Raw genomic sequence first — 17,275 nt, forward strand, 5'->3', positions numbered from 1 at the left:
TTATCCCCCTACCCTAATCCAAGTTTGGGTCCTATAGAGAAATGCCAAATAACCGCGGACCTTTAATTCATCCTTGTTGTCCGGGTTTAACCAGATTTTAAACCTGAAGGTCATGGCCTGTTCCGGATCGAAAAGATGCTTTCCTTTCCATTCCCCGTCATCATTTTTTTCACCTTCCTTTATAATCTCCATGCCCACTATGGGTTCGTCTTTCAACTCTCCATCGCATTTTATACAAACTGCATCTTCCTTACCTTCTTCAAGGATTTTTTCTACATAGCCATATAGCTGGCCATTCCTCTTGACAATATTGATAATTCCCTTGGGTTTTCCGGTTCTGTCGTCAATCGTCTTCCATTTACCGAATACGGTTTGGGCAGACAAGAAGTGTATTCCGCTTACAAAAAATAGGAATATGAGTACTATTCTTAACTGTATCATTCTTGCTTACTTATTTTACGTAGGGAATTTAAAGAAGCATTCAATTCGAATCCTAAAAGCAATATATTGGAATTTAGCCAAATGTAGACCATTAAAATCAACAATCCCCCTAACGCACCATAGAGTTCATTATACCTAGCGAATTTTTCAACATAGATTCCGAACAAATAGGATGTCAATAAAAACAAAATAGTTGTAACTAATGCCCCGATTGAAAAAAAACGTGCCTGTTTACCTTCCTTGGTTCCAAAATAATACAGAATTGCCGTGGTGAAATAAGATAGAAGAATAAAAAACAACACTTTGGCTATTTGTACACCAATAATCTCGTCCTCGTCCAGTACATAACCTCCCTGTCTTGCCGCAAACTCCGTAAGATATCCCAAAACATAAAATTCAAAATATACATAGGCCACAAAACCTACAATGATAAGTATGGCAAGGATGAGACCAACCAATAAGGCATACAGGTATTGCCTGAAAAAATTACGTTTTAACTCTATGTGGTAGCTGGTTTCAAACCCTCCAAAAATGGAATTGACTCCGTTGGCTACCAAAAATATGGACAGTAAAAAAGCTGAGGACAATAAACCCCCACGTTTCTGATCTTTTATTTGCCTAAAAATATCCCCAAAATAATCTCCAGTGGCATTTGGCAAGAAGGACTCTAAGAAAAGTTGAAACTGCAGTTCGAAATTTTCATTTTGTATGCTGATATAATCTACCAAAAAAGGCACCAATGTCACCATAAAAATCAATAGTGGAAAAAGTGCCATAAAGAGACTAAAAGAAATGGCACTTGCACGTGAAGACAAAGCACCTTGTACAATTCCATTGATATACATTTCCAATAAATCGTAAAGGGATAAACCTTCAAGCCCAGGTAATTTGATGGTCTTTAACAATCGTACTACCTTATTGAGTATGGGAACCTTATCAAGTTTTTCTTCAATCTCTAGAGACATCTACACGGCTTTTAAACTTAAGTCCATGTTGTAGACAGAATGCGTAAGTGCGCCGGAGGATATATAGTTCACACCACATTCCGCATAATTTCGGATGGTTTCCTCGGTAATTCCGCCTGAGGACTCCGTTAGACATTTATCACCAATCAGCCTAACGGCTTCCCGAGTATCCTCATAATTGAAATTGTCAATAAGGATACGGTAAACACCGTCGGATTTCAGAATTTCCTTTATTTCGTCCAAGTCCCGAGCCTCAACTATAATTTTAAGGTCCCTACCAGTTTCCTTTAAATAGGCCTTTGTCTTATCGATCGCCTTAGTGATTCCACCTGCAAAATCGATATGGTTATCCTTTAGCATAATCATATCGTACAACGCAAACCTGTGATTTTCACCTCCCCCAATCTTAACGGCCCATTTCTCCAAAGCCCTGATTCCCGGTGTTGTTTTACGAGTATCCAAAATCTTTGTACCTGTTCCTTCCAAGAGATTTACAAATACCTTTGTTTTGGTGGCAATGGCACTCATACGTTGCATGGCATTCAACACCAAGCGTTCTGCCTGTAAGATACTCCTAGAACTTCCCTTTACGTAAAAGGCAATATCTCCATATTTTACTTCGGCACCATCTTCCAAGACCCTTTCAAACACAATATCATTATCCACGTATTCAAAGACCATTTTAGCAAATTCCACTCCTGCAATGATTCCATCGTCCTTGACCAGTAATTTTGCCTTGCCTTGGGCATCGGAAGGTATACAGGCCAAAGAGCTATGATTCCCGTCACCCACATCTTCCCTGATAGCATTGGTTATTATTAAATCCAACTCCTTTTCGAACTGTGCTCCTGAAATCATATGTATCTTTTGCTAGATGCTAAAATACGAATCCATTTTGGGAATTTGATTTACTTTTGAATAATGACGATAAAACTACTGGCCATAGGAAAAACGGATAGTAAGGAACTTGAAAAGTTAATCACTGTCTACCAACAAAGGCTCGGTCACTACATCAGGTTTGAGTTGGAAATCGTTCCGGACCTTAAAAAGACTAAAAATCTATCAGAGGAACAACAAAAAATCAAGGAAGGCGAATTGATTTTAAAATCAATTTCCAATACTGATGTTCTTGTATTGTTGGATGAAAATGGCAAACAATTTTCATCTATAGAATTTTCCGATTACTTGCAGAAGAAAATGAATTCAGGACTGAAGCAACTCGTTTTTTTAATTGGGGGGCCTTATGGGTTTAGCGAGGAAATTTACAAAAAGGCATCCGGCAAAGTTAGCCTTTCCAAAATGACTTTTTCTCATCAAATGGTACGGCTCTTTGTTGTAGAGCAACTTTATAGGGCATTCACTATATTAAGGAATGAACCCTATCATCACCAATAGTCTAATGAATGGGCCTTAGTAAAGAACCCTAAATTTTATAGTGTTTTCAACCTTTTTTAAGGCCTTGATAACATCCTTATTGTATTCTTTGTCCAAGTCAGTAATCACATAACCCACTTCACTATCCGTGGATAAATATTGGCTGGAGATATTTAGCTCATACTTTGCCAAAACCTTGTTGATTTTTGCCATGATTCCCGGAACATTCTTATGAATGTGCAAGAAGCGATGAACATTCTTTTGTTTGGGCAACCTTATATTTGGGAAATTTACCGCATCTACGGTATTTCCGAATTTATATAATCCATGATTTTGTTCGGAACAAAATCGGCGATATCCCTTTGGGCCTCTTCTGTACTTCCTCCTACGTGCGGTGTTAAAATGACATTAGGGAATCCTTGTAACCTTGTATTAAAATCACCGTTACCACTAGGTTCCTCGGGATAAACATCCACAGCAGCTCCACCAATCTTACCACTTTCCAATCCATCCGCCAAGGCATCGATATCCACTACGAAACCTCTAGAAAGATTTATAAGCATTGCCCCTTTCTTCATTTGGTTGATTTCGCGTTCCCCGATGAAATTTTTGTTGGCTTTATTATCATCTACATGTAGTGTCACCACATCAGAAATACTTAGCAAATCCTCTAGTGAGCTACATTTAACGGCATTCCCAAGGGCCAATTGATCGTTAACATCGTAATAGTATACCTTCATACCCATGGCCTCAGCTAACACGGAAAGTTGCTTACCTATATTTCCGTAACCGACAATACCTAGGTTTTTTCCACGAACCTCTCTTGATCCTGCAGCAGTTTTCTGCCATTGGCCTTTATGTATTTCCGAGCTTCTAGCGAAAACGCTACGCATCAACATGATAATTTCACCTATGGCGAGTTCAACTACGGATCGGGTATTACTGTAAGGCGCATTGAAAACGACTATACCTTTTTTCTTGGCATGGTCCAAATCAATTTGGGTCGTACCGATACAAAATGCTCCCACCACCAATAATTTTTCAGCAGCGTCCAAAACCTTTTGGGTTACCTGGGTCTTAGAACGTATCCCCAGCACGTGTACATCCTTAATTTTTTCAACTAGCTCTTCCTCAGATAAGCTGTGTTTTAAAAGTTCGACCGAAAACCCTTCGCTCGAAAGGCTATCAAAGGCATCGGTATGGACATTTTCCAATAAAAGGATTTTAATTCTGTTCTTGGGGTAAGATATATTTCTTGGCAAATCGTTCACAAATAAAAATTCATCTAAATTAGGTGTAACGTGGTCGGCATTTTTAGCGGCCTTTTCTCTATGTACATTTTCGGTGTACGCAAAGAACTTATGTGCAATTCCGGCTTCCCGCATTACGTAATCACTATAACCATCACCTATGACCTGAACCTCTCCTTCCAAGTTCATCTGTTTCAGGCATTCTATTTTTCCATTGTGTTGCGAGAGTACATTTTTCTCATCGAACCCAACGATATTTCCATTTTCATCAAACCTAAAAGTATTTGCATACACTCGGTCAGAAGGTATATTGTATTCCTTTACTATGGGATCTATAAACTCCTTAAATCCACAGGAAATCACATAGATGTCATCGGAATATTTCTCAAAAAACTCTTTGTTTGCCGCAATGGACTTTGAAATTTTCTGTCGTAGCTCGTCCACAAGTTTTTCAAGGTCTTCCTTATTTGCATCCAAAAGTTTCAATCGGCGTTCCAAAGATTCCGTAAACGAAATATCTCCATCGATACCCAAATTGGTAATCCGCTGAATTTCACTAACAATTTCCTCCCTATTGGATTTACCTTCCAGGGTCATCTCCGCCAACACGTCCAGTGCCTCGACCCGTGTCAAGGTACTATCAAAATCAAAAACATATTTTCTACCCGTTGCAACCATTTTCAGAAGCTTTCTAAGCTATAAAGAAGTACTTCGAATCAAGTGGCAAAAGTAAAAATTAAATCCGTTGTTTTTAAGGCTTGATTAAAATTAAACAAAAAGAACCTGTAATGAGCTAATTGTAAAACTCCGCCTCTTTGCTTCTCTGATTTCATTACAGGAACTTAAGTATCTCATCTGAAAATTCCTGGGTTTTCCAAGTACCATTATGCTCACCGGGCACTATAGCAAGCTTTGCCTTTTTAAATACGTTGCTTAGAGCTATCGGATCTCCATTATCCATATCATCTTCACCTGCAATGACCAAAATCTTTATCCCCAATGTACGCAGTTCATCTACTGGGGTGGAAGGCTGATACTTCTGTTGTAAGTAAAGGGACCTTAAATCGGCATCAATGGACTTCGCATAATCCACCGCACCCTGGGTCATTTCCGTTACTTTCCCATTGAACGCACCCGCAAAGGCTAAACGCCTATCCCATTGAGGATCGGTAAAGTCAATTCCCATACCCCCTAAAACAGCTTTCTTTATTCTTGCATCCTCTGTTAGGAGCTCCGCCAAAATTATACTCCCTCTAGAATAGCCAATGGCATTATAGCTTTTTGCGTGCAAATGGGTCATTAGGAGCTTAATGTCCTTTACTTCGGCATTATCTTGATAAAACTTTTCTTCTTGGGGTTTATCGGACTGACCATTGCCTCTCAAATCGGGAGCTATGACCCTATATCCTTTTTCTAGCAAATCCTTCTTTAATTTGGTGTTGTCCCATGACTTTCCGGAGCTTAAAAACCCGTGCAAAAGCAGTACCGTCTCCCCAAACCCTTCATCGGTATACGTAATATGGGTTCCATCAAAGGAAACAAAGTAATTAACTTGTGCGGTCGAGACCTTATGAAGTATAAAAAATAAAAGAATATAGGCTGCTTTTTTCATTTTGAATTAGTTCCAGTTTACGTATAACAGCCCGGTTACAATGGCCAAACCAAAGCTAACCAAGGTGCCTATTAAAATATACTCAGTTAGTTTTCTGCTATTACTTTCCTTTAGGTCATTAAATCTAAAAACGGATTTTGCGGTAATCAAAAGCCCAATCGCTTCCCACCTACCAATGATAATAAATGTCAGAACAAATAATCTTTCTATAATACCTATGTATTTACCTGCATTAGGCAATGATTTGTGATCCGTATTGATTTGATTGGACATACCTTCCAAAAATTTGCCCATGATTATAGCCGATGGAGTGGTAACAAATACAATTGCCAAAACTAGTGGCCAATCCAGTCTAATAAATAGGGCCATGGTATGTTCATAAAGATTTTGATAGTACATACAAACGTATATGACTAATAGATGCAATAATTGGTCAAGAAAAAATGGGATGCTTTTGTTTTTGAACAGCGGATTTACGTAAAGTTTGGCCATATCAATAAAAAGATGGCTTATTGCCAAAATAGAGGCAATCCACCACTTTTGGATATCCCATAGCATAATCATGTATAAGCCAAAATGAATTAGGGCATGTAGATATAGATATCTCGATGCCGCTTTGTTCGCTTCTTTATGAACTACCCATTTCGTGGGTTGCAACATAAAGTCACCAAGGAGGTGTGCCAAAACTAATTTCGCAAATAGTTGCATCATTAAATTTCTTTAATTACCTGTTCATAATAGTCCAACAAGTCCAAAACCAAATCCAATCGTGCTCTTTTTAACCGTTGGCTTACCGCCGATTGTTTTATGCCCAATTTTTTGGCAATCTCTTTACGGGACGCCTTTGGATCATCCAAGACCAAGACCATAATCTCTGCCGATACAACACTCCAGTTATCCATAAAATCCAAGGATAATTGTAGCATTAAATTTAGGATCCGGTCATAAAATTCGTTTCCAGTAGCGATACTAAGGTTTACCTTTCCATCTTTTATGGACTCCAGTTTACGACCCGAGCGTTGATAGGCAGGACCATTTGATTCACTTACACCGGACCCAATATAGGTTTCCAGTCCTATACCTATGCCCATACGTACATCTAAATCCTTTATCGATTTTATCAAGGCCTTTATGATTATTGCCGTTATCAAGGCATTTTCTTGTGTGACCTTTAACTGGAACTCGTCACCTCTATAAATTTCCCAATTCATGGGTGACGGGCCAAAACGTGAAAAATATTGTTTTAGGGTATCAATCCATTCTGAGGCGTGGTGCCCTTCCGAATTTATAATATCTCCCGTGATAATCGCAATCATAATTTATTATTTAAAAAGCTAATATATTAATTTATAAGCTAAATAGATAATATTTTTAAATATTAATTATTCTGATAATAGAACAAACCGATTAAAACCACCGCCTTGTTGCGGTTAAATAGGTTTTATATTCCTTTCCGAATTTATCAAAGAGAATCCTTTCTTCCGGGATGATCTGAAAGCGATTCATATATGCCACAAAACCTGCAGCAACCAAGGTATTGAAGGCATTACCTAAATAAAGTCCGAAACCGAGCAAAACCAACAACAAGGCCAAATACATAGGATTTCACGGAATACTTGTACAGGCCAGCGGTTACTAATTGATTCACTTTTTCGGGATGCAAAGGATCCACAGAAGTTTTTCTTTTAAAAAACTGGAATAACGAGACCAACCCAATCATACAGGCCAAAATTAAAAGTGCTTTCGCTAGAAGTAAACGTCCAAAAAAATCGAAAAAACCTACTGGCAAAAACAAAATAACCAGATACATTACCAATGCAAAAAACAAAAAAACCAATACGGGCGGCACTTTTAACTCCATTGTATAAAATTACTATTTTTGACGCTCATTACCCCATAATTAATATGGTTAATAAACAAGAATGAAACTTGTTTTCGCTACGCACAATCAAAATAAAGTTAGGGAAGTACAGCAGTTACTACCTGATGGAATACAATTGATTTCGCTTAACGATTTAGGCATCAATGAGGCTATTCCAGAAACAGCAAAAACACTGGAAGGCAACGCAAAACTAAAGGCGGACTTTGTATACCATAAATATAAAGTGCCTTGCTTTGCAGATGATACGGGATTACTGGTTAACGCTTTAAATGGTGAACCTGGAGTTTATTCAGCAAGATATGCTGGCGAGGAAAACGACTCCAATGCCAATATGAACAAACTATTGGGAAACCTAAAGGATAAAGAAGATCGCTCAGCTTATTTTAAAACGGTAATAGCATTAAACTTAAGTGAAGAAACTATATTTTTTGAGGGTAAAGTTCAAGGCCGGATTACCAGTTCCAAAAAAGGTACAAAGGGTTTTGGATATGACCCCATATTTAGACCAAATGGGTATAAAGAAACGTTTGCGGAACTGCCTCTTGATATAAAAAATGAAATAGGACACAGAGGAAAAGCCTTCTCTGAACTTATAACCTACCTAAAGAACAATCATGTTACAGGATAAAAAAAACACGGATACCGTCGAGGTTTCGGTAGCTTCTGAAAGAGCTGAAGCGGTTGGCGGGGTTCTAATCGCTTTTTTTGCCGCCTTAATGGCCATATCCCAAATGATAAACGGTGAATTGGAAGAGGAAATGATGATTGCCCACAATAAGGTCGTGAACTATTCCAGCTGGTACCAATCCAAAAGCATCAAGGAAAGCTTAAAGGAAAGCGAGCTGGATTATTTGCAGGCGTTATTGGAAACAGGCATCGTACATGAGGAAAAAGTAGGTGCCATACAGGAAAAAATTGAGAACGTTAAAGGCCGAGATAAAGAAATATGAAACCGAAAAAAATGAAATCTTGGTAGGATCAGCGAATATTCAACAAGAAGCTTGGGCACAGGACTTAGATGGGGAAATGGGTAAGATTGTTGGCATCAACGAGTGGGAAGTCCTTGCAGATGAATATGATTTTGCTACCAAAAAGTTTGATTTGGGCATGCTGTTTTTTCAGATAAGCATTGTTTTAGGTGCCGTATGTATTATCATCTATGATAATCCCAAGTTGCAAAAGGCTTTTATCATTTCCATGGTGATATTTGGTATCATTGGTATTCTATTGTCCATTTATGGGTACACCCTTGCACCTTAAAACTGTATAAATAATTATTATTCCATCTCATTAATTAGCAGTACCTTTGCCGCTTTAAATAACGCCGCTAGTATAGCATGTGTTGCGCCGAGTCTAAATAGGTTATATAGGATAATCCCTCTAAGCAGCATTCTTATTTGCGATTAAGTATATAACGTAATTATGACAAAGTTTGAAGCATTGGGACTTGAGAAGTCCCTATTGAATGCTGTCTCGGATATGGGTTTTGAATCCCCATCCGAAGTACAGGAAAAAGCAATCCCTATTTTATTGGAAAGTGACACGGACCTTGTGGCCTTGGCACAAACTGGAACAGGAAAAACGGCAGCCTTCGGTTTTCCCCTTATTCAGAAAATAGATAGCAATAGCAGAACTACCCAGGGACTTATATTGTCTCCGACTAGGGAACTATGCTTACAAATCACAAATGAGCTGCAACTATATTCCAAGTATGAAAAGAATATTAGTGTAGTGGCCATTTATGGAGGTGCAAGTATTACCGAGCAGGCTAGGCAGATTAAAAGAGGCGCCCAAATTGTAGTGGCCACCCCTGGTCGAATGAAAGATATGATCAGTCGTGGACTTGTAGATATTACAAAAATCGACTATTGCGTATTGGACGAAGCCGATGAAATGCTCAATATGGGCTTTTTTGAGGATATACAGGATATCCTATCCAACACACCAAATGAAAAATCAACTTGGTTATTCTCTGCAACCATGCCAAAAGAGGTTGCGATAATCGCTAAAAAGTTCATGCATTCCCCAAAGGAAATAACAGTAGGTGCAAAAAATTACGGGGCAACAACGGTACAACATGAATATTATCTAGTAAGTGGTAGGGATCGTTATCCTGCCCTAAAAAGACTTGCGGATACCAACCCGGATATATTCTCCGTGGTTTTTTGTCGTACAAAAAGGGATACCCAGAAAGTGGCCGAAAAACTAATCGAGGATGGTTACAACGCCGGTGCATTGCACGGAGACCTCAGCCGAGAATCAACGTGATTTGGTCATGAACGCTTTTAGGAAAAAACAGATCCGGATGTTGGTTGCAACAGATGTGGCCGCCGAGAGGAATTGATGTGGATGACATTACCCATGTTATCAACTACCAGTTACCCGATGAAATTGAGACCTATACCCATAGAAGTGGAAGAACAGGTAGAGCCGGAAAATCCGGTGTATCAATGGTAATTATTACCCGTAGCGAACTGCGTAAGATAAAGACCATAGAGAATATCATTAAGCAGGATTTTATTCAAAAGGACATTCCAACGGGAATGGAAATTTGTGAAATCCAACTATATCACCTTGCCAATAAAATCAAGGAGACAAAAATCAACAATGAGGTAGATCCCTTTTTACCAGCCATCAATGATGTATTGAAAGGAATTGATAGGGAGGAGCTTATCAAAAAAATCGTTTCCGTAGAGTTTACAAGGTTCTACAATTATTACAACAAGACCAAGGATTTAAATGTTTCCCAATCCAATTCCAATGACTCCGGTAGATCTACTGCTTCCTTCAACAGCAATGGTTCTGTCCGCTATTTTATAAATGTTGGCGAAAAAGACGGGTACGATTGGATGTCCCTTAAGGATTTTATTAGGGATACCGTTGGGCTTGGGAAAGAAGACGTATATAAAGTAGATGTAAAGGAAAGCTTTTCTTTTTTTAATACCGATGGGGAAGTTACGGAACAAATTCTAGGCACATTTAAAGACTTTAAAGTAGATGGACGCTTTGTGAATGTGGAGATTTCCAACAATCCAGGTGGCGGTGGCAGTAGCAGTGGTAAACGCCGAGGAAAAGGCAACAAGGATAATGGAAAAAGAAGAAAGGGCTCTAGAAATGATGAAGGGGGGCGTTCCAAGGGCAGGGACCGCGGACAAGGAAAAAGTCCCAATTCGGTAAAAGACGTAGTAGAAAGAAAAAGGGCGATTTCTTTTAGTTAATTGTATATTAAAAAGTACGCTTCGGCGTATTTTTTTATTTTGTTTGTACCTTTAAAATTTCAGGAGACAGGTTTATGCGCATTTTTTTTATAGGACTATTTTGTTTATTTAGCCTGATTGGACTTGCTCAAGAGGATGCTGAAACCAATAAAGTAAAAGCGATCGTAAAAAATGCCCGGACCAATGAACCTATGGAGAGCGTCCATGTGGTAAATCTAAATCAGGTTGTGGGGACGATTACTGATGAGGACGGGGAATTTTCAATATCCGCAGCTGTAAACGATACCTTGTATTTCACTTATCTAGGATTTAAATCTCAAAAAATAAGGGTCACCAATGACATGTTCAGGTTTGGAAACACGGAGATTGCCCTTACTGAATTGGCCTATGCCTTGGAAGAGGTAATCGTAAGACCTTATCAGTTAACAGGTTATTTGGAAATTGATGTAAAAAATCTTCCTATCAACAATGCTTATCAATATAGTATATCGGGACTATCTGTAGGCTACGAGGGAGGAAATAAAAACCCCAGTGCCGTAACCAAAGTGTTAGGCGCTATATTGAATCCAGCGGATCTGCTCAGAAACCTATTTGGCAAAAGACCCAACCAAATGCGGAAACTCAGACAGATGAAAGAGGATGATAGAATTCGGGATTTGTTAGCTTCAAAATTTGATCGCGAAACATTGACGGAGCTTTTACAATTGGACAAAATGGATATACAGGATATTCTCAATAATTGTAATTACTCCCAGTCCTTTATTACAACTGCCAACGATCTTCAGATTCTGGACGCCATCAGTAGTTGCTATGAAGAATTCAAGGTCCTAAATAGGAAAAAATAAATTTTAGCCTTCCATCTGCATTTTATAGCTTTAACGAAACTCAAAATGCAAATGAGATACTCCAAAATTATTCTTGTTTTTTTAATACTTCTTGTGCTTTCCTGCAAGTTGGAAAGGAAGGAAGAGATTATGGAACCGTGAAATTGAAAGGGACAGCATTTCCAACAAAGACCTACCCTTTGCATGGGAAGGTGCCAATGTCTACTTTTTATTGACCGATAGATTCAATAATGCCAATCCTGATAACGATATTAATTTCGATAGGGACAATCCAACCGGGAAACTAAGAGGCTTCATGGGCGGGGACATTCAGGGTATATCAGAAAAAATAGAGGAAGGATATTTTGATGAGTTAGGCATCAATGCAATTTGGTTTACCCCTGTTGTAGAGCAAATTCACGGTGACACAGATGAGGGTACTGGAAACACTTATGGATACCATGGGTACTGGGCCAAGGACTGGACGGCCCTTGACCCTAACTTCGGTACGAAACAGGATTTAGCCAAATTGGTAAAAACGGCTCACGAGCATGGTATTCGGATTTTAATGGACGTGGTATTAAATCATACGGGATCTATCACAGAAGAAGATCCAGTATGGCCGGAGGAATGGGTGATTACAGAACCTATCTGTCAGTTCACCAATTATGAAAATACCACGAATTGTACCCTAGTTAATAATTTACCTGATGTAAAAACACTTTCCAATGAATCCGTTGAGCTACCGGACCATCTTCCGGCAAAATGGAAAAAAGAAGGAAGACTAAGTACAGAACTGGACGAGCTTCAATTATATTTTGAAAGAACAGGGTATCCTAGGGCCCCAAGATTTTATATTATAAAATGGCTTACCGACTATATTCATGAATTGGGAATCGATGGTTTTAGGGTAGATACGGTAAAACATGTAAATGAAAATGCCTGGGCTGAATTGCAGAAAGAAGCATCCTATGCCTTTGAAACATGGAAGAGAAAACATCCAAACGCCGTTTTGGACGATACGCCCTTCTATCCGGTAGGTGAAGTGTATGGCTATGGTATCTCCGGGGGAAGGGAATATGATTTTGGAGATAAAAAAGTAGATTATTTTGATAACGGTTTTAAAGGTCTTATCAATTTTGAATTAAAGATTGATGCCGCCAAGGAATATGACTCCATATTTTCTAAATACAGTAGGCTTTTACGCACTAGTCTAAAGGGTAAAAGTGTCATGAATTATCTCACATCACATGATGATGGCAGCCCTTTCGATAAGGAAAGAAAGGAGCCTAAAAGAGCGGCAAATGTATTACTGCTTACTCCAGGAGCATCCCAAATTTATTATGGTGACGAAACGGCAAGAAATTTAGTTATCGACAGCACACAAGGAGACGCTACTTTGCGTTCGTTTATGAACTGGAAAGAGCTGGACTCCTTACAACAAACCAAAGAAATTCCGGAACATTGGAGAAAATTGGGAAAATTTAGACGGGAGCATTTGGCAGTTGGGGCCGGTAGACATAGAAGATTGTCAAAATCACCTTATACCTTTGGAAGAACGTATATGAACGGTGATGTCAAAGATAAAATTGTCGTTGCATTGGATCTACCGGATGGAAAAAAATCCATCCGGGTGAAAGGTTTCTTTGGGGATGGCACAAAACTGTTCGACACCTATTCCCAAACCGATGTTACCGTACAAAATGGAAAAGTACTATTGGAAAATGACTACGATGTTGCACTTTTGGAATTAAAAGAGTAACTATCCCAATAATCGGATTTGCAGGAGGATTAATGAAAAGAAGGACATTTTTTAAAAGGCTTTTCACATCTATAGTAGGTTTTATTGGTCTTATTACTTTTGATGCCTTTTGGTTTGAGAAACACATTATTCAATGGACAGATTTTGATCTATCAGATGGTGTTAAAGAAAAAATCAAACTAGTACAACTATCAGACTTACATCTTAGGGACATACATTCCGGCCTAACTTCCATAGTTGAAAAAGTAAAAGAATTAAGGCCGGACGCTCTGATTTTTACGGGAGATACTATCACAAGAAAAAGCCGTTTGGGCCTTCTTGACGAGTATCTACATCTGTTTGATGACTCCATTCCAAAAATCTTTATCTATGGTAACAAAGAACACAGCGGAAAGGTGCCTATGGATGAATTTAGAAATGTTGTGGGAAATCATAATGGTATTCTTCTTATCAATGAAAGTTACAAACTAACCAAGGGAAGAAGAGCTATAGAAATATTGGGAATCGATGATTTCATCGCTGGCGATGCCAATTATAACGATGCTATCCGGACAATGGGAAATAGCGATTCGGAGACTATTGTTTTGAACCATTGCCCTGAATATAGTGACACCATTGGCGTACTAAATTTATCGGTTAAATTGAACATAAAATGTATTCTCTCCGGACATACCCATGGTGGTCAGATAACTTTTTTTGGAAAGGAACTTTTTAAGCCGGATGGAAGCGGTAAATATTTAAAAGGTTGGTACAAAACAAGTGATTTGCCCATGTACGTTTCCAAAGGAATAGGTACTACAATATTGCCTGTAAGGTTTTGGGCACGTGCCGAAGCCTCTGTTTTTTATGTATAGAAATCGATTCAGCTTTCTATTTTGGCTTTAAGCATCTGAAGGCCCTCTTCAAAATCTTTACCCACCATCTTATCCATACTGGTGAACAACATCATAATACTAAAAGGAAAAGCACTTTTACCCTTAAATCCCCAAGTTACCTTACTTTCGGTTGGTGATTTTTCTTCAAGAACCAAATAACAGTCGGATTTCGATTTCATAGGCTTGAGGAAACGGAGCTCACCATCTGCCCTTTCACCCTCTACAATATTCGTGATTTCCTGTTCACCTTCCCCTACCTGCTTATTGCCATTCCAATAACTTATCGCACCAACCTCACCGTCGGTTCCCGTAAGTTTGGTATCCATATTCGGCCCTTTTTGCCCATGGGAATCCATTCCCGTTGTTTCTCCAAATATTTTAGGTAGGGCCATATTTTTTCTTTTGTGCCATTAATTTCCACACTTCGGAAACATCATAGGTTTTTGGTGCAATTGCCGCAAGAAAAATGATTAATACAATTATGGCAGCCAAGATATAAACTAAGGTAGTCATTTGATTTTTAATTAGTTGGTCATACCCCTAATGTACTAAAAAATCTATTTTGGCTGGTAAAATCTTATCAGAATTTCCTCGATACTCTTAATGGATTTCTTGATCCAATCCAGTCTTTTTTCCGAATTTCGGCTTCAGTCAATGGCCATGGTAGGTTACTTTTTCTAAGTTTCGTGGTCAAATCTTGGAGAATAATTGCCGCGGAAACAGAGATGTTTAGGCTTTCCGTAAATCCTACCATAGGAATTTTTAAAAACATATCGGCCTTTTCCATAACCTCTTGACTCAGACCTTCCTTTTCGGTTCCAAAAAAGAGGGCTATTGGGGTCTCCAATTTGAAGTCGGACAAGAGTGAACTATTTGCATGGGGGCTTGTGGCAACAATTTTATATCCCTGCTCCTTTAAAGTTGAAATAGCTTCAGTAGAAGTGGAATACCTATGTATATCTACCCATTGCTGCGCTCCCATAGCAATTTTTTTATCCAATCGTTTACCGAACCTTCCCTCTATTAAATGCGCTTTTTGAACCCCAAAGGACTCACAACTACGAATTACCGCGCTTGTATTATGCATCCGGTATACGTCTTCGATGGCGACCGAAATAAAGTTGGTGCGGTTTTCAAGAATTGATATAAATCGTTCCTTTCTTTCTTCGGAAATGAAATTTTCCAAATAATCCAAAAGTTCCTTTTCTTCCATAAAACCAAGATAATAAAAAGTATATTTTTGAAATAAAGCGATTACATGAAGAAAGTAGTGGTATTAACAGGTGCCGGAATGAGTGCCGAAAGTGGATTAAAAACCTTTAGGGATGCCGATGGACTTTGGGAAGGTCACGATGTCATGGAGGTTGCCACCCCACAGGCCTTTGAACAAAATCCGGAACTTGTTTTAGAGTTCTATAATCAGCGAAGAAGACAGTTGCTTACGGTTGAACCCAACGAAGCCCATAAATCATTGGCAAGATTAGAGGGTCATTTTAGCGTAGAGATAGTTACACAAAATGTGGACGACCTACATGAAAGGGCCGGCAGTTCAAATGTTCTGCATTTACATGGAGAACTCTTAAAGGCAAGAAGTTTGGGTAATGAATCGGATATAATGACGATAAAAGAAGACATTTCATTAGGGGACCTTTGTAAAAATGGATATCAATTAAGACCCCATATTGTTTGGTTCAGGGAGGCGGTTCCATTATTGGACACGGCAATAAATATTACCCGAAATGCAGATATCCTCATTATTATTGGCACCTCTATGCAAGTGTATCCAGCCGCTAGCCTTATCAATTTCATTAGTGATGGCACCCCTATTTATTTTATAGACCCTAGACCTTCAATAAAAGAGAAAAGTATACCAAACCTAACAATTATGGCTAAAACTGCCGTGGATGGTGTTCCTACTTTGGTAGATTCCCTAATTGATAAAGTGACCTAGTATCCTTTGCCCATTTAACAACTGCTTCGATTTCCTTCTCACTTAGTTTGGCCTCCTCATGGATCCAGGTATATTCATTAAGCGGCATGGATTTACGCTCTACTTCCTCATAAAGTTCTTCTAACTTGTGGTCCTTTTTCTTCTCAGAATAATTCTGCCAATCAGAAAAATTTAATTCAGATTTTCCCTCCTCAATATGATCCGCTAACCAAAAAGAAACGGGTGCTATATTATTGTACCACGGGTATATAGTGTTATTACTGTGGCAGTCAAAACAGGCATTTTTAAGAATGACCCGCACTTCTTCGGGGGGATTTGTTTCTTGCATGAATGCCACCGTATCGTTTTCTTTAGAAATATTCTTTTCCGGTCGATAGAACTGAACCGCAATGAAAATTATTAACAACCCGATCAATATTTTTTTTAATAGTTTCATCTGTTATCTTTAGTATTTTTAAGTCCATGACTCAGCAAGAACTATATGAATCCTTGGACTATGTTGACCACTCCAGGGACAAAAGAACTCAAATGGCCAATATGGTCTTTTCGAATCCAACAATAATATTGCCCTTATTGGAAGTTATAAAGCTAACAAAAGACCCTATCTCTTGCAAGGCCGCTTGGATTTTAGAAGTTGTAGCACGTAAAAAATTAGATGCTATTTTTCCCTATCTCGATACATTTGTGGAAGTTTTGGGACAAGTTGAATTGGAATCGGCCGTGCGTCCGATTGCCAAAGTGTGCGAACTTCTAACAGAAAGTTATTTTTCCGAAGAAAATGATCTTATCAAACAACGAATAAGCGATTCTCATCTAGAAAAAATGACTTCGGCCTGTTTCGATTGGCTCATTGGAGAGCATAAGGTGGCAGCAAAGGCGTATTCTATGACAAGTTTGTATTTGTTAGGTACAAAATATAGCTGGATTCATCCTGAGCTCAAAATGGTTCTCGGAGCAAAATTATTCACTAGGAAGTGCGGCGTATCAAGCAAGGGCTAGGATGGTTCTTAAAAAACTAAAATAAATGTTCCATTACGTTCAAATTCAGGGTCTTAAATTTGCTGAATTTTAGTTCAAAGAACAGTTTTAAACTCTAGTACTATTCGGTATCTTTGCCGTTT

19 protein-coding genes and 3 pseudogenes are annotated in these 17,275 nt (G+C 38.7%); 10 read left to right on the forward strand and 12 right to left on the reverse strand.

Going from position 1 to position 17,275, the window contains the following annotated elements:
• From NYZ99_RS10780 to nadC, 3 genes are read right to left on the reverse strand one after another with little or no spacing between them, the layout of a single operon-like run.
• Entirely contained in the window at window positions 1–441 is a 441-nt protein-coding gene (locus NYZ99_RS10780) for a DUF2147 domain-containing protein (protein WP_260571147.1), read from the reverse strand.
• Complete coding sequence (locus tag NYZ99_RS10785; RefSeq protein WP_260571148.1) at window positions 438–1,406, reverse strand: YihY/virulence factor BrkB family protein; 969 nt, start codon at window positions 1,404–1,406, stop codon at window positions 438–440. The genes NYZ99_RS10780 and NYZ99_RS10785 overlap by 4 nt, the downstream gene beginning before the upstream one ends.
• Window positions 1,407–2,264, reverse strand: a complete 858-nt coding sequence (gene nadC / locus NYZ99_RS10790) for a carboxylating nicotinate-nucleotide diphosphorylase (RefSeq protein WP_260571149.1) — start codon at window positions 2,262–2,264, stop codon at window positions 1,407–1,409. It abuts the gene before it with no gap.
• A gap of 63 nt (window positions 2,265–2,327) precedes the next feature.
• On the opposite strand from nadC, the gene rlmH reads away from it, so the two are divergent.
• Complete coding sequence (rlmH, locus tag NYZ99_RS10795; protein WP_260571150.1) at window positions 2,328–2,801, forward strand: 23S rRNA (pseudouridine(1915)-N(3))-methyltransferase RlmH; 474 nt, start codon at window positions 2,328–2,330, stop codon at window positions 2,799–2,801.
• Window positions 2,802–2,816: 15 nt separating this feature from the next.
• Here the strand turns inward: rlmH and serA are convergent.
• The 5 genes and pseudogenes from serA to NYZ99_RS21830 all read right to left on the reverse strand — a co-directional run bounded on the left by serA (window position 2,817) and on the right by NYZ99_RS21830 (window position 7,235).
• Window positions 2,817–4,708, reverse strand: a pseudogene (gene serA, locus NYZ99_RS10800) (phosphoglycerate dehydrogenase).
• Window positions 4,709–4,862: 154 nt separating this feature from the next.
• The gene (locus tag NYZ99_RS10805) at window positions 4,863–5,642 is read right to left on the reverse strand and encodes an alpha/beta fold hydrolase (protein WP_260571151.1); all 780 of its coding nucleotides are present in this window, start codon (window positions 5,640–5,642) and stop codon (window positions 4,863–4,865) included.
• Between the two features lie 6 nt (window positions 5,643–5,648).
• Window positions 5,649–6,353 carry a DUF3307 domain-containing protein gene (locus NYZ99_RS10810; protein WP_260571152.1) on the reverse strand — a complete coding sequence of 235 codons (705 nt, stop codon included), beginning with the start codon at window positions 6,351–6,353 and terminating at the stop codon, window positions 5,649–5,651.
• Window positions 6,353–6,958, reverse strand: a complete 606-nt coding sequence (locus NYZ99_RS10815; protein WP_260571153.1) for a SatD family protein — start codon at window positions 6,956–6,958, stop codon at window positions 6,353–6,355. The genes NYZ99_RS10810 and NYZ99_RS10815 overlap by 1 nt, the downstream gene beginning before the upstream one ends.
• 91 nt (window positions 6,959–7,049) lie before the next feature.
• Window positions 7,050–7,235 carry a hypothetical protein gene (locus NYZ99_RS21830; RefSeq protein ID WP_338038964.1) on the reverse strand — a complete coding sequence of 62 codons (186 nt, stop codon included), beginning with the start codon at window positions 7,233–7,235 and terminating at the stop codon, window positions 7,050–7,052.
• Window positions 7,236–7,564: 329 nt separating this feature from the next.
• On the opposite strand from NYZ99_RS21830, the gene NYZ99_RS10825 reads away from it, so the two are divergent.
• The 7 genes and pseudogenes from NYZ99_RS10825 (at window position 7,565) to NYZ99_RS10855 (ending at window position 14,182) form a co-directional block, all read left to right on the forward strand.
• Window positions 7,565–8,152: a non-canonical purine NTP diphosphatase gene (locus tag NYZ99_RS10825; RefSeq protein WP_260571154.1), complete on the forward strand. Its 588-nt coding sequence runs from the start codon at window positions 7,565–7,567 to the stop codon at window positions 8,150–8,152.
• Window positions 8,139–8,474, forward strand: a complete 336-nt coding sequence (locus NYZ99_RS10830; RefSeq protein ID WP_260571155.1) for a DUF4337 domain-containing protein — start codon at window positions 8,139–8,141, stop codon at window positions 8,472–8,474. The genes NYZ99_RS10825 and NYZ99_RS10830 overlap by 14 nt, the downstream gene beginning before the upstream one ends.
• A complete protein-coding gene (locus tag NYZ99_RS10835) occupies window positions 8,440–8,784 on the forward strand; it encodes a DUF4337 domain-containing protein (protein ID WP_260571157.1) in 345 nt (114 codons plus the stop codon). The genes NYZ99_RS10830 and NYZ99_RS10835 overlap by 35 nt, the downstream gene beginning before the upstream one ends.
• Window positions 8,785–8,946: 162 nt before the next feature.
• A pseudogene (locus NYZ99_RS10840) lies at window positions 8,947–10,742 on the forward strand (DEAD/DEAH box helicase).
• Between the two features lie 74 nt (window positions 10,743–10,816).
• Window positions 10,817–11,587: a carboxypeptidase-like regulatory domain-containing protein gene (locus NYZ99_RS10845; protein ID WP_260571159.1), complete on the forward strand. Its 771-nt coding sequence runs from the start codon at window positions 10,817–10,819 to the stop codon at window positions 11,585–11,587.
• Window positions 11,588–11,678: 91 nt separating this feature from the next.
• Window positions 11,679–13,328, forward strand: coding sequence for an alpha-amylase family glycosyl hydrolase (locus NYZ99_RS10850; RefSeq protein WP_260571160.1), 1,650 nt, complete (start codon window positions 11,679–11,681; stop codon window positions 13,326–13,328).
• Window positions 13,329–13,360: 32 nt separating this feature from the next.
• Window positions 13,361–14,182: a metallophosphoesterase gene (locus NYZ99_RS10855; RefSeq protein WP_260571161.1), complete on the forward strand. Its 822-nt coding sequence runs from the start codon at window positions 13,361–13,363 to the stop codon at window positions 14,180–14,182.
• Between the two features lie 8 nt (window positions 14,183–14,190).
• On the opposite strand, the gene NYZ99_RS10860 is transcribed toward NYZ99_RS10855, so the two are convergent.
• The 3 genes and pseudogenes from NYZ99_RS10860 to NYZ99_RS10865 form a co-directional block, all read right to left on the reverse strand.
• Window positions 14,191–14,595, reverse strand: a complete 405-nt coding sequence (locus tag NYZ99_RS10860) for an SRPBCC family protein (protein ID WP_338038965.1) — start codon at window positions 14,593–14,595, stop codon at window positions 14,191–14,193.
• Complete coding sequence (locus NYZ99_RS21835; protein WP_338038966.1) at window positions 14,582–14,716, reverse strand: hypothetical protein; 135 nt, start codon at window positions 14,714–14,716, stop codon at window positions 14,582–14,584. Before NYZ99_RS21835 ends, NYZ99_RS10860 begins: the two co-directional genes overlap by 14 nt.
• Window positions 14,717–14,760: 44 nt before the next feature.
• Window positions 14,761–15,416: pseudogene (locus tag NYZ99_RS10865) on the reverse strand (TrmH family RNA methyltransferase).
• Between the two features lie 45 nt (window positions 15,417–15,461).
• Between NYZ99_RS10865 and NYZ99_RS10870 the strand changes: the two are divergent.
• Window positions 15,462–16,154 (forward strand): SIR2 family NAD-dependent protein deacylase, encoded by a 693-nt coding sequence (locus NYZ99_RS10870; RefSeq protein ID WP_260571162.1) that lies wholly within the window; start codon window positions 15,462–15,464, stop codon window positions 16,152–16,154.
• Here NYZ99_RS10870 and NYZ99_RS10875 read toward each other — a convergent pair.
• Entirely contained in the window at window positions 16,117–16,590 is a 474-nt protein-coding gene (locus tag NYZ99_RS10875) for a heme-binding domain-containing protein (RefSeq protein ID WP_260571164.1), read from the reverse strand. The genes NYZ99_RS10870 and NYZ99_RS10875 overlap by 38 nt on opposite strands.
• A 26-nt stretch (window positions 16,591–16,616) precedes the next feature.
• On the opposite strand from NYZ99_RS10875, the gene NYZ99_RS10880 reads away from it, so the two are divergent.
• Window positions 16,617–17,153, forward strand: coding sequence for an adenylosuccinate lyase (locus NYZ99_RS10880; protein ID WP_260571165.1), 537 nt, complete (start codon window positions 16,617–16,619; stop codon window positions 17,151–17,153).
• Window positions 17,154–17,275 lie beyond the last annotated feature (122 nt).

It is taken from the genome of Maribacter litopenaei, from assembly GCF_025244665.1.
Taxonomy (GTDB): Bacteria; Bacteroidota; Bacteroidia; order Flavobacteriales; family Flavobacteriaceae; genus Maribacter; species Maribacter litopenaei.

Bases quoted from the DNA above. Each gene is read 5' to 3' on its own strand.
- NYZ99_RS10875 (WP_260571164.1), bottom strand. From the start codon at position 16,590: ATGAAACTATTAAAAAAAATATTGATCGGGTTGTTAATAATTTTCATT.
- NYZ99_RS10830 (WP_260571155.1), top strand. From the start codon at position 8,139: ATGTTACAGGATAAAAAAAACACGGATACCGTCGAGGTTTCGGTAGCT.
- NYZ99_RS10855 (WP_260571161.1), top strand. From the start codon at position 13,361: ATGAAAAGAAGGACATTTTTTAAAAGGCTTTTCACATCTATAGTAGGT.
- rlmH (WP_260571150.1), top strand. From the start codon at position 2,328: ATGACGATAAAACTACTGGCCATAGGAAAAACGGATAGTAAGGAACTT.
- NYZ99_RS10825 (WP_260571154.1), top strand. From the start codon at position 7,565: ATGAAACTTGTTTTCGCTACGCACAATCAAAATAAAGTTAGGGAAGTA.
- NYZ99_RS10845 (WP_260571159.1), top strand. From the start codon at position 10,817: ATGCGCATTTTTTTTATAGGACTATTTTGTTTATTTAGCCTGATTGGA.
- NYZ99_RS21835 (WP_338038966.1), bottom strand. From the start codon at position 14,716: ATGACTACCTTAGTTTATATCTTGGCTGCCATAATTGTATTAATCATT.
- NYZ99_RS10860 (WP_338038965.1), bottom strand. From the start codon at position 14,595: ATGGCCCTACCTAAAATATTTGGAGAAACAACGGGAATGGATTCCCAT.
- NYZ99_RS10815 (WP_260571153.1), bottom strand. From the start codon at position 6,958: ATGATTGCGATTATCACGGGAGATATTATAAATTCGGAAGGGCACCAC.
- NYZ99_RS10785 (WP_260571148.1), bottom strand. From the start codon at position 1,406: ATGTCTCTAGAGATTGAAGAAAAACTTGATAAGGTTCCCATACTCAAT.
- NYZ99_RS10880 (WP_260571165.1), top strand. From the start codon at position 16,617: ATGACTCAGCAAGAACTATATGAATCCTTGGACTATGTTGACCACTCC.
- NYZ99_RS10780 (WP_260571147.1), bottom strand. From the start codon at position 441: ATGATACAGTTAAGAATAGTACTCATATTCCTATTTTTTGTAAGCGGA.
- NYZ99_RS10805 (WP_260571151.1), bottom strand. From the start codon at position 5,642: ATGAAAAAAGCAGCCTATATTCTTTTATTTTTTATACTTCATAAGGTC.
- nadC (WP_260571149.1), bottom strand. From the start codon at position 2,264: ATGATTTCAGGAGCACAGTTCGAAAAGGAGTTGGATTTAATAATAACC.
- NYZ99_RS10810 (WP_260571152.1), bottom strand. From the start codon at position 6,353: ATGATGCAACTATTTGCGAAATTAGTTTTGGCACACCTCCTTGGTGAC.
- NYZ99_RS10870 (WP_260571162.1), top strand. From the start codon at position 15,462: ATGAAGAAAGTAGTGGTATTAACAGGTGCCGGAATGAGTGCCGAAAGT.